Source organism: Paenibacillus silvae (genome assembly GCF_014639235.1).
GTDB lineage: Bacteria > Bacillota > Bacilli > Paenibacillales > Paenibacillaceae > Paenibacillus > Paenibacillus silvae.
Genome location: NZ_BMFU01000004.1, coordinates 129,905 through 141,021 on the forward strand (window position 1 = coordinate 129,905; position 11,117 = coordinate 141,021).

Sequence of the window (11,117 nt, forward strand, 5' to 3'; positions counted from 1 at the left end):
ATGGATTTAGTGAAGGAAGTCTGCCGGTTACGAACTGATGAGTTTGAAAGACTATGGGGAGTGATTCAATGAGACAAGATTATTTGAATTGGCTCTATAGTATTCTTGCAAAGATGACGGAAGAGAAAGAGGTTGTCATTTTTGGGTTGGGACCACGGCAAAAAAACTTGAAAAAATTGCTCGAAAATGCTGCCATACCTTTCCTGGGCTACTGTGGAGAAGACGTAACCAGCACAGATGAACGATATGACAACGAAAGGCTATTTGACTTAGGTGACTTGAATCGACTAATTAAAAGCATTATAAAAATCTTGATTAATCCCATAATTCATCATGTGGCTGTGAATAAATTATCCAAAGGCTGGCCAAACAATCACCGTATACGCTGGGGAAGAGATGGTTCAAGCCTTGGTCAGAATTCATGAGGTTTACAAAATGCTCGAGGATTCCGAATCGAGAGAAATATTGGACAGCATTACGCTATACCAGCTAACACGGGATACGAAGTATTTGCACGCAACAACATACGACCAATACTTCCACCTGGTTGTCATGCCTTCCCAGGATGATGTCATTATCGATGGAGGTGCCTACATTGGCGATACGGCAGAAATTTTTGCTTCGTTTTTGCTGAACAAACGTTCGATCCATTCCTTCGAACCGTCAAGCGCTTTTATAGTAAGAGCATTCAGCTAAAAAGGATCGACTTAATTAAGCTCGACATCGAGGGTGCTGAACTCGAAGCAATAAGGGGGGACAAAAAATACGATAAAAAAATGGAAACCTAAATTGCAAATTTGTTTGTACCATCATGCAAGACATTTACGAAATCCCCTGTATATTTCCAAAGAATTCAAGGAGTTCGATTATAAATTCTACATAGGCCACCATCATCAGGATGATCCTTATGAAACGGTATTATACGCGGTTTGCCGTTCAGTAAATCAGTAATGCCGGTTGAGTACATTCGTCAACATTTCAATCCCGATAAAATCAATAGTTTTCGGAAAAGCCTGCTTTGATGCGCATACCGAAATACAATATTGCGGAATAACATTATACTGGTGGAAGCAGGGGCCTGAGAAATAGTTTGGCATTTTACCCGCAAATTCAAAGCAACAAGTGTTTGCCTTCCGAATAGAAAATGTGTTCAGAGGCATCTTAAGACCTAAGCCGATTTGTTTAACATAACTTTCTTTTAATGTCCAAAGGTCATAAAAGTATTGAAGCTGCTGATCTGGTGTAGTTGCAATTAAATCTGTATATTCTTCGCGGGAGAAGAAACGATTGGCAATCTTCAAGTAGTCGATAGGCTGAATTTTCTCTATATCAATGCCTATTGGTTCGTCGTCGAATGCGGCTACAACCCATTCCTCAGAATGGGAAACGTTAAAGAAAAAGGTTAGCCCTTCTAGAAGAGGTTTACCGTATTTATTTGACGAGATTCTGATTTCATTAACTGCAAGATCAAATCTATTCGATAATTCACATCGGACCATTACTTTCGCCAATAAAGATCTGTAGGCATCCTGAGTGGAATTAAATGTATTGATGAGCAGTCTCTCTTCATTCGTAAGGCTACTCAGTAAAAGGCTGTAATTGTTTTGGCTGATAACGGAGGGGACTTTGAGCGCGAGTAGTTTTACCATGAAATAAGGATCCTTTTGAAAAGATATTTTATGCTATTAGGGATGATTAAAGAAGCAACCTATTAAAGAAGGAGAAAAATATTATCTGATTTTTCAAACAAAGTTAGTCTAGTGTCTCAAAGATTGTTTCAAAATGATAACACAGGATTCTGGCTTTTGTAAACACCACTCGCTCGAAGTTGTGTAGTCACATGCAGCAAAAACGACTTCAAATAAAGGTGAATTCTAAATGACAAACTTTCCGTTTGTTCCATACTCCTTTAAGTCGATTTATAAAAGATTAGGACGAAGTATATAGAAACTTAACTAAGGAAGTGAAAGGGTTGAAGCACAAACTTCATAGTATAACCGATCCCATTAAATTAGTAATATGGGATCTGGACGATACATTCTGGCAGGGTACTCTTGAAGAAGGAGAAGTCGATTTTATTTCTGAAAACATACGTATTGTTAAATTATTAACTGAGCGTGGCATAGTGAATTCAATTTGTTCTAAAAATGAATATTCAGTGGTGAAATCTTACCTTACTGAAAACGGACTGTGGGAGTATTTTGTGTTTCCAGAAATTAGTTGGAAACCAAAGGGCCAAATGGTGAAAAATATAATAAATAGCGCAAAGCTCCGTGCTAATAATGTATTGTTTATTGATGATCTTGCAGCAAATCTTGATGAAGTCAAGAGTCTGAATCCTGGTATTTGGACTATATATCCCGAAAGCATTCACCAAATCCCCTCCTATCCTGTGTTTCAGAGCACTGGTAGTAGTGACGAACGACTTCAATACTATAAGATACTCGAAAAGAAAAAAGAAGAAATCGAGTACTTGAGTTCGAACGAGGAGTTCTTAAGACAAAGCGAAATAAGGATTTTTATTGATTTTGATTGCACCAAGCATATCGATAGAATTGATGAATTAATAAATAGAACAAATCAATTGAATTTCACAAAAAATCGTATATCACTTAATGAATTGAATCATTTATTGAGGGATAGTTCAGTTCAAAATGCAACAATAAGAGTTGTTGATAGGTACGGTGATTACGGAATAGTCGGATTCTTTTCTATTAAACAGGGAAAACTTATTCATTTCTTGTTTTCCTGCCGTGTCTTAAATATGGGGATAGAACAATGGATATACTCATATTTAAAATTTCCTGAAATTATAAAATGTGGTGAAACAGCCATTGAATTAGAAAATGATTATACACCTTCGTGGATTAAACTAGAATCCATCGATAACACAAGCATCAAAGGCAATAATACATCAGAAACAGCTTCATATAGAATCAAGTGTTTACTAAAAGGGGGGTGTGATCTTGAACAAATTTATCATTATTTGAAATATGAAAATATAGAATTAATCAAAGAATTCAACTATCATTCTAGTGATTCCAAGGCTCCGATTAGAAGAGAACATACCGAGATTCTAAAGTTACCCTATCACGTTACAGAAAGTGAATATTCACCTATTATTGAAAAAATCCCCTTCTGTGAAAATCAAATGTTTCAAACGGATTTTTTTAATACTGATAATAACGTTGTTATATTTAGTGTATTAATGGATTATTTCGCTGGTGTCTACTCATTAAAGCAAAACAATCTGATAAAGATTGCTTATGAAGATTTTTTACTGTCATATACAGAGCCTAAAGATAGGGAAGCGCTTAAAGAGCGTGCTCTATCATGGTCGGGATATGAAATCAATGATCATTTTTTTGAATGGTTCCTCCATTACTTTCGTCGTCTCGGTCCAATAAGCGAGAAAGATTTCTCCGAGAACATCTGTTGGATTCGAAACCATCTGCCTCAACAAACTATATTAATTATTATAAATGGTAGTGAAGTAGATTATCCTAATCCATTAGAAAAGGACCGGCACAATAGGTACAAAAGTATGAATAAAGCACTTCAGGAAACTATTAAAAATCTTCCAAACACCTTTCTACTCGATGTGAATAAATATATCAGCAGTAAAGAGGATCACTCCAATCATATTAATCATTATAAAAGATTTGTATACAAACAAATGGCAGACGAGATACTCTCAATAATTGAAAAGGAACTTTCTGTTGCTCGTGGTAAAAGAATATAGACAAAGTAGGTGAATAAGCAACGTGCTTAAAAAATTGTCAATTGCAACTTGTACTATAAGTCCTCAGCTTACATTAACATTCTTGCATTCCATACTACCTTATATAGTTGATGATCAAATAATCGTTATTCTGGATGGTAAAGAATATACGAATGAAGATCTTAGTAGATTTGCATATGAAAATGGAATTCTATTAATTACAAATGAAAAAAATATGGGGTTGTCGTACTCCAGAAATGTAGCGATGGAGAAGGCAGAGAATGAGTACATCATTTTTTTTGATGATGATACAGTACTAATTGATAATGTGATAGAGAGTTATAAAATTTGGTTTGAAAAAGGTTATGATTTGTTGGGTGGTCCTTTACTGCTTCCTCGTAATTATCCAAAGCTTCCAAATTGGTTACCTGAAGGGCAATCCGCTTTATTTGGAATTCACATAAATCAAGAGAAAATTTGGGGAGGAAATTTTGGCTATAACTTAAAAAAAGCAAAAATCAAAAATATTTTATTTCAAATTAATCTTGGTAGGAAGGATGGTCAATTACAAGCTGGCGATGATACTACATTTATAAAAGAGTATTGTGCAAAAAATCATACTGAAGGACTTTTTCGCCAAGAGCTGGCTATTGAACATCATATTAACCCGAAAAGATACACATTCAGATATCTTTCTCGAAGAACATTTTGGCAAGGAAGGTGTGAAATCCGCCGGAAGTCATTCTTTAATGGTTTTATAAAAGAATTCAAAAGGAACTTTCATTCTAATAAAAAAAAATATGAAATAACAAAGTTTGGAATGGGTGCAATTCTATTTAGTTATTATATAACTGGTAATTTGGTAGAAATCCTAAATTTGGCTCGAAAAAAAATATGAAATAGGTAGCGTTTTATATAATTATTGTTACAAATTTCGTCGTTGCAGGATTTCTTGCCGAGGTTGGCGATTTGAGTCAATATGAGCACGGATAACAAATCATCCGGCTGTCGGGCTTGAATCTGAAAGAAAAAAGCTTTGGTAAACGCAAGGGAAAGACCGGCATTACCAAATGTGGGCGCTCCAGGCTTAGGACTTTGCTGTTTCGTTGCATAATGCCAATGGTAGCAAAGAATGAGAAGGTTAATGCGTTTCTAAAAACAGTCGCTTATCGCGCTCTGTGGAAAACTAATACGCGTCATACATTGGGGACTAAGTAGAAAGAGTACAACGCAGTAGATGTTTTAGGACCGTTACGACAAGCCCAATTGCAACAGTGTGGAGCATAAATTCAAGCAAACATTAACCTGAATCTCAAGTCATTCCCAGAAGTACAATTTGACATTTGAAGCACCGGAGTAGCCGAAGAATAAAATTCCATAAGGGACGCCCCCGTATAGGAATAATAACCGGCTTTACCCCTTGGCAAATAGAACGAAGGAGTGGAAGGGGATAGGACCCAGCATCACATGGGAGGGTAAACCCCAAGGGAAGATGTGGAGATCCACTGTGCGATCACAAGCATTATCCACAGTTTGAAAAAAATTGAGTCCAAGCCATGTTCCCGTCACCGGCTTCAATGAAAAAAATGGTACTAGACCAACCTTTCTCCATTACCTCTAACCTGTCAAAGTTGTAAATCTAAGAATGAATGAGAAAACAGGCCCAAAACATTACTTTTTAGTGGGAGGAAAAAATATGGATAGAGTATTGATAACCGGATGCGGTGGAATGTCGGGGAAAGCCTTTTATAATAAATTTTCAAAGGATTCAACCGTTAAAGCAACTGACATTAATATAAATGAACATTGGTTATCATATTTGGATGTAAGGGATTTGGAAGAATATATGATTGAAGCTGATAAATTTAAACCAAATGTCATCATCCATCTAGCTGCTCTAACAGATTTGGAGTACTGCGAAGAAAACCAAGAAAATGCATATTTAACTAATGTGATTGGCGCTGAGAATTCCGTTATAGTAGCGAAGGAATTACAGGCAAAATTAGTATATATATCAACTGCAGGAATTTTTGATGGGGAAAAAGAAGAATATGATGATTGGGACACTCCCAATCCGTTAAATGTTTATGGACGATCCAAGTATTTAGGTGAAAAATATGTTGTGGATAATTATGATAAATACTATGTGTGTAGAGCAGGGTGGATGATGGGAGGGGGGGAAAGTAAAGATAAAAAGTTTGTCAAGAAAATCATAGAACAAATTAATAATGGAAAAAAAGAGTTATATGTTGTGGATGACAAACTGGGAACACCTACTTACACGAAAGATTTCGCAAATAATATCTATGAGTTGATAAAAACGAACTATTTTGGTGTATATAATATGGTTTGTGAAGGAGACGGCTCCAGATTCGATGTTGCTAAAGAAATCCTAGAAGTATTAAATCTAACGAACGAAATAAAATTAACAAAAGTAGATTCTAATTATTTTAAAAATGAATATTTTGCTCAAAGACCCTCTTCTGAAAAACTGATAAATAAAAAATTGATGCTTCGAAATTTAAATAGAATGGGCAATTGGAAACAAGGACTTTACGATTATCTAAAAAATGATTACTACGATTATGTAAAAACTAAGTAAGTTAATTTAAGAGCAGGAGTTAGTACTGCACTTTTAAATGATTTTGAAAGTATTGTAACGGTTGATAGACCATCCATAATAAGTATGAGATTGATCGTTGGGTATTGAATCCTGAAGCGAGTGGTGGAATTCGAAGGGTTTGTACATGGAATACAGCAATTAGTCAATATCAAAGATTCATTGACAAGGATGCTGAACAAGAAATAAGAAAAGAATGTTTAAGAAAAGCTACTGAGATGCGGAAATTAGGACAGGCTAAAGAGAGATTTAAAGATAAATTAAGTGCACTCTTAGTAATGAAGGATACCTATAAGCGCGGTAAATTATTTGAAGATATTCTTACAGACAGTTTAATACATTCGGCATTTTTGTTAAGTATAACTGGTGATGATAATGAGGGCATTGTTGAGCAGATTGATGGTGTTATTGAGATGGATGGTGAATTTTATCCTTGTTCAGATTAGTACTTATAAAAGGTCGTAAGGGATTGCATTACTGTCTATTCGTAAATATTTTGGATGTTTCGAAAGAATGAATGTGAGCTGCTCTCTTGGGGACGAAACCATCATATTACCCCTTAAAAGCTTAAAAGAGCCTAAACGATCGTATATGTACCTTAGAAAAACCTTATAGAATCAGGCTTTTTCACAAACGGACCTATTGTACCATAATAAGTTTCCATTGCTGTCAGTGATGAGGTCAGGGGTTCGATCCCCTAGGCTCCATACTATAAGAACGCCATCACGTCACGTGATGGCGTTTTTTCTGTAAGTCCCTAACAAGGATTTGTTTTATCCTGTATACGCTTTCACTTAGCGAGGTGTTCGACAAACCTTACAAAGATAGCAGCGACTTCGGCGCGGGTAGCAGGAGCTGTAGGAGCAAAAAGATTATCTGGATTGCCTACTACAATGCCAATGCCCCGCAGCGCTTGAACGGCTTCCAATGCCCATGAGCTGATTTCGCTCTCGTCTGCGAAGGACTTAGATTGGCTTTCAGGTATCTCATAGCCTTTGTACTTCATGTAGTTGTTAAGGATCACTAACATCTGCTCGCGCGTCATTGATGAATGTGGGTCAAACTGCTCTGTGCTTAAACCATTGACTATGCCTTTTTCGGCCGCCCACTCAACTGCTGCCGTGTACCACTGTCCGTCCGTCACGTCTTCAAAGCGGGAACTTGTGTACTCGGCGTGTTTTACGTTCTCCAGATTGGCCAGTACCTGCACGAACATTACGCGTGTCATTGGGGTACCCGGTGAGAACGTCGTAGACGTCGTGCCGTTGAAAAGGTCGTATGTGTAGGCGGAATTTACATCGCTGTAGAACCAGTCGTCCATAGTGGTATCCCTGAATGGATTGCCGGAAACCACGAGCAAGCCGAGTGGGGAGCTGTCATCGAATACAAGCTCTGCAGCCTTACGGATGTTTAACGACATGTCGTTTTTTAAGCCAACACTTGCTCCGTCCGGTCCGACTACAAGCGTACCGTCACTCCGTATCTTCGATCCGTTAAGGATATGCACTTGATTGCCGTTTGGCAGGTTCACGTGCGCTTCTTTGCCGCCTACTGTGACCGTACCATCGCTCGCGATCGTCGAGCCGCCCGGAATGGTCACTGTGCTGTTGCTGCCGGGTAGTGTCACCTGGGCGCTCTTGTCCGTCGGAATGGTCACCATACCGTTTGAGTCTATCGATGTGCCTTCAGGTACTTTGATCTCCGTCCCGCCTTTGGTCGCAATAATGCCGCCGCCGGGCAGGGTGGTATTGCCGTTTTTATCCGTGACTGCCGGCTTATCCTTCGGTGTATTCACGGTGTAGGTCGACTTCGACATTCCAGCGTCTGTCCCGGTGCCCGTATTGTCGGTGTTGCTTGTGTTACCACTGTTGTTTGTATTACCGGTGTTGCCCGTATTGCCCGTAGTTCCACCAGAATCAGGCACGGTAGGCGTTGTCGCGGCTGTCGGCATGGCCGTCACACTGATCTCTGCGCCGTCACCCTTTGCGTTCACCGCGATGATTTTGAAGCTGTAGCTTTGGCCGTTTGTCAGATTTTTGAAGGTATAGCTGGTATCCGCCGCACTCAAAGTGACTGCTGCTGCGTTGCCATACCACACCTTGTAGCCCAATATCGGGCTTCCCCCGTCGTTAGCAGGAGCAGTCCAGCTCAATGTGACCCGTCCGTCACCTGCAGTTGCCTTGAAGCCGCTTGACGCACCGGGCACAACCGCTTTTCTCTGCGCAAACATCCAATCAAAGACATCTGTGTAGTCATTGTTCCAAGCCGGCAAGTTAGAGGACTGCGCCGTGGGAGCCATACTCCAACTTCCCATCGTTATTTGGTTGTAAAGAACCGCCGCTTCAACTTCATGCGCTATATAATCAGGCAGAACAGGTGTGTTGGCAGGATTAGGCCTCAGATTCGGCTGATCAAATTGATTGTACGGCCACGTAAGCGCCTCATTACTTTCAAAGCGTGAAGCCCTCGCGTTGACCATTTTCGGCATATTGTTATTGATGAAGTTATTGAGGTTAGTCTGGTAGCCTCCAACATTATGAGCATTTAAAAACATCCAATAGGCCAGATTGTTGTGAGCGTCATTGTCCTTAGCATTCGGTGAACCGCTTACCGGGGCCATAGGTGCAGCGGCGGCGAAGAAGCCAGGGTAGCTGTTAACCAGGTTGTTTGTATACTGGCCGCCCCATGAGAAGCCTGCTGCGTAAACACGGTTAGGGTCTACTTCGCCGCTGGCAATCAGGGCGTCTATGACCTTTTTAACATTCTCTGTGGAGGGAACAGATATGCCATTATAGGAGATATTCAGTACATGGCTGGCGTACTTCTCGGGATTTTGCTCCATCTTTTTCATTAGAGCGACCGAGCCGTTGGCTGATTTCATGGCCGCCTTTTGGTCTGTTGCAGCGTTTGTACCGCCGCGTGACATGCCATGGGTATAAACATACAGCGGCAATCCTTTCATCACGTTACCGTCTTCATCCTTGTGAAGGTAGAGCGAACGATTGACTGAATTGTCCGTGAATGTTGCAAATTGATCGAGGATTGGATTCACAACTTTTTCTTGTTCAAAAACGACGTTGTGAAGCGGATTTCCTTCTGTCAATACGATTTCGCCTTTTTGGATAAGGGTGTAAACCTGCTTTGTCGAGTTGCTGCCATCCAGCGTTGTTTTGCCGCCGCTCTCTGAATAAAACTCAGACTCAACGACGATATATCGGCCGCTCGCCAGTCCGTCCTGATAATCTGGTGAATTGCTTACCGGCCCCACATAGCCCCGTACCTTCGGCTCGTCATTGGCGTATACCCTGGTGATCTTGCGTGGTCCTTCAAAGGTAACCGCTTCACCGTTCAGGGTTGTGTTCCTGGCCGACAAGGCAAACAAGCCGGGATGAAGCTCGGAGCCTAACGCCGCTTTTCCCTCGCCTAAGTCGATGATAACAGCCGTTGTGTACTCGCCACTGGCGAAGTTGTCATTCCATACGATAAAAGGGAGTATGCTCGCGTCCGGATCGTTTTTGAATGTCACATGGATGGTATGGTCGGCTTCAATATTCGTAAAGGTATAAGTGCCAGCAGAAAAAGGCACGATCTCGCCGTCTACCGTTACGGTATCCACAACTTTACCGGAGTCGGGAGCAAACGAAATTTCTTTGTTAGAGCCCGGGTCTACTCTCAGAACATCGCCGGGTGGGCTCGACGTTATTCGACCGCCCGGACCTGCCGTTGCAGTGATTGATAATCTGGTGTCCACTTCATCGGCTGAGATGAGCTGCAGGCTGTCTGTAAATGAATCAGAGCTGGTATAAGCCGCATCCGGAACTCCAAAACAGGAAACGACTTCATAGCGGTCAGCGCCGTTTTCCGTTGAGTTATTGATATAGACCTCAAAGGTAAGATTTCCCTCCTGTAAGGTCAAATTTCGTTTGGGTATTCTCATTTCCACGATGTATCCTGTTTCCGTGATCTGGGTCCATGCAGCTCTGCCTGGAGCGGCCTGCCCTGAAAACACACCCGTCGCGCTGACACGCCATTGGTTAGAGCCGCTGCTTCCGGTACCCACATAAAACTCCAGGCTGTCGTACCGGTGATCTCCGCCAGCTCCCTGATATAGATTACTATCATTAACAACAACGCGGACATACAGGAAGTCATGATCCCAAAGGATTCTGGCCGTGCCCGTGGCATGGGGTCTTGGGTCGGTGGGCACAGTGCTTTTGTTGATGTGATGCTCCATAGTTTGGCTCCAGAGGGGGTCGTTTGACCCGAGTTCGGGAGTCCCAAAAATGGCGGTCGGTGTTTCATTTGTTACTGCTGCGTTTTCAATGTTGTCTTTGTCGGCAGCTGCATAGCTCGCAGACATTAACGAGGCTGCCATGACCAAGCAACAGAGGAATGCAAGCATTCTGCTAAAACGTTTGGGCATAAATGAAATCCTCCTTATTTTTCGATCTGGTGCGCTAAGGCTTACCCGCATCCTAACAGGACACGTTATGCATTTGACAAGCGCCCAACTATATATATTATGCTTATCAGGGGTTCAATCCTTTAATTTAAACATAGAGTATATTTAGAATCGAAACGATTACTTCGAAGGATAGTGATAGTGTTGCAGTCCATGTCAAATTTCAAATTGAAATAAAAAAATCCACGTTATTAAGATGATAGTACATTGAATTAGAATATCTGAACACGTAATATGAGAAGAAATGTAAGCGCATTCATTTTAAAGAGTTATTCGATATAAGTTGAACGATTTATTTACACGAAGGTTATTCT

Annotated in this window: 9 protein-coding genes and 1 pseudogene; 8 read left to right on the forward strand and 2 right to left on the reverse strand. The window is 40.7% G+C overall.

Annotated features, from left to right (window positions below; all coding sequences use genetic code 11):
• The first annotated feature begins 68 nt into the window (after positions 1 to 68).
• The 3 genes from IEW26_RS14930 to IEW26_RS30760 are packed head-to-tail and all read left to right on the forward strand — an operon-like array spanning position 69 to position 788.
• Positions 69 to 425, forward strand: a complete 357-nt coding sequence (locus IEW26_RS14930; RefSeq protein WP_188592989.1) for a hypothetical protein — start codon at positions 69 to 71, stop codon at positions 423 to 425.
• 10 nt (positions 426 to 435) lie between these two features.
• Complete coding sequence (locus IEW26_RS14935; RefSeq protein ID WP_188592990.1) at positions 436 to 696, forward strand: class I SAM-dependent methyltransferase; 261 nt, start codon at positions 436 to 438, stop codon at positions 694 to 696.
• Between the two features lie 5 nt (positions 697 to 701).
• Positions 702 to 788, forward strand: a complete 87-nt coding sequence (locus tag IEW26_RS30760; protein ID WP_373288495.1) for an FkbM family methyltransferase — start codon at positions 702 to 704, stop codon at positions 786 to 788.
• Positions 789 to 944: 156 nt separating this feature from the next.
• On the opposite strand, the gene IEW26_RS14945 is transcribed toward IEW26_RS30760, so the two are convergent.
• Positions 945 to 1,649 (reverse strand): 4'-phosphopantetheinyl transferase family protein, encoded by a 705-nt coding sequence (locus IEW26_RS14945; RefSeq protein ID WP_188592991.1) that lies wholly within the window; start codon positions 1,647 to 1,649, stop codon positions 945 to 947.
• A gap of 323 nt (positions 1,650 to 1,972) precedes the next feature.
• Between IEW26_RS14945 and IEW26_RS14950 the strand changes: the two genes are divergently transcribed.
• The 5 genes and pseudogenes from IEW26_RS14950 (at position 1,973) to IEW26_RS14970 (ending at position 6,787) form a co-directional block, all read left to right on the forward strand.
• Positions 1,973 to 3,742: an HAD-IIIC family phosphatase gene (locus tag IEW26_RS14950; RefSeq protein ID WP_188592992.1), complete on the forward strand. Its 1,770-nt coding sequence runs from the start codon at positions 1,973 to 1,975 to the stop codon at positions 3,740 to 3,742.
• Positions 3,743 to 3,764: 22 nt separating this feature from the next.
• Positions 3,765 to 4,619, forward strand: a complete 855-nt coding sequence (locus tag IEW26_RS14955; protein ID WP_188592993.1) for a glycosyltransferase family 2 protein — start codon at positions 3,765 to 3,767, stop codon at positions 4,617 to 4,619.
• A gap of 41 nt (positions 4,620 to 4,660) precedes the next feature.
• Positions 4,661 to 5,008 (forward strand): annotated as a pseudogene (locus tag IEW26_RS30860) (transposase); the annotation flags it as partial.
• Between the two features lie 409 nt (positions 5,009 to 5,417).
• Positions 5,418 to 6,323, forward strand: coding sequence for an SDR family oxidoreductase (locus tag IEW26_RS14965; RefSeq protein ID WP_188592994.1), 906 nt, complete (start codon positions 5,418 to 5,420; stop codon positions 6,321 to 6,323).
• Positions 6,324 to 6,427: 104 nt separating this feature from the next.
• A complete protein-coding gene (locus tag IEW26_RS14970; protein WP_188592995.1) occupies positions 6,428 to 6,787 on the forward strand; it encodes a hypothetical protein in 360 nt (119 codons plus the stop codon).
• Between the two features lie 344 nt (positions 6,788 to 7,131).
• On the opposite strand, the gene IEW26_RS14975 is transcribed toward IEW26_RS14970, so the two are convergent.
• Positions 7,132 to 10,764, reverse strand: coding sequence for an S-layer homology domain-containing protein (locus IEW26_RS14975; protein ID WP_188592996.1), 3,633 nt, complete (start codon positions 10,762 to 10,764; stop codon positions 7,132 to 7,134).
• Positions 10,765 to 11,117: the final 353 nt, after the last annotated feature.

What these genes read in the sequence shown, in the direction of transcription:
- IEW26_RS14930 (WP_188592989.1), top strand. Translation starts at nt 69, where the DNA reads ATGAGACAAGATTATTTGAATTGGCTCTATAGTATTCTTGCAAAGATG.
- IEW26_RS14935 (WP_188592990.1), top strand. Translation starts at nt 436, where the DNA reads ATGCTCGAGGATTCCGAATCGAGAGAAATATTGGACAGCATTACGCTA.
- IEW26_RS14965 (WP_188592994.1), top strand. Translation starts at nt 5,418, where the DNA reads ATGGATAGAGTATTGATAACCGGATGCGGTGGAATGTCGGGGAAAGCC.
- IEW26_RS14945 (WP_188592991.1), bottom strand. Translation starts at nt 1,649, where the DNA reads ATGGTAAAACTACTCGCGCTCAAAGTCCCCTCCGTTATCAGCCAAAAC.
- IEW26_RS14975 (WP_188592996.1), bottom strand. Translation starts at nt 10,764, where the DNA reads ATGCCCAAACGTTTTAGCAGAATGCTTGCATTCCTCTGTTGCTTGGTC.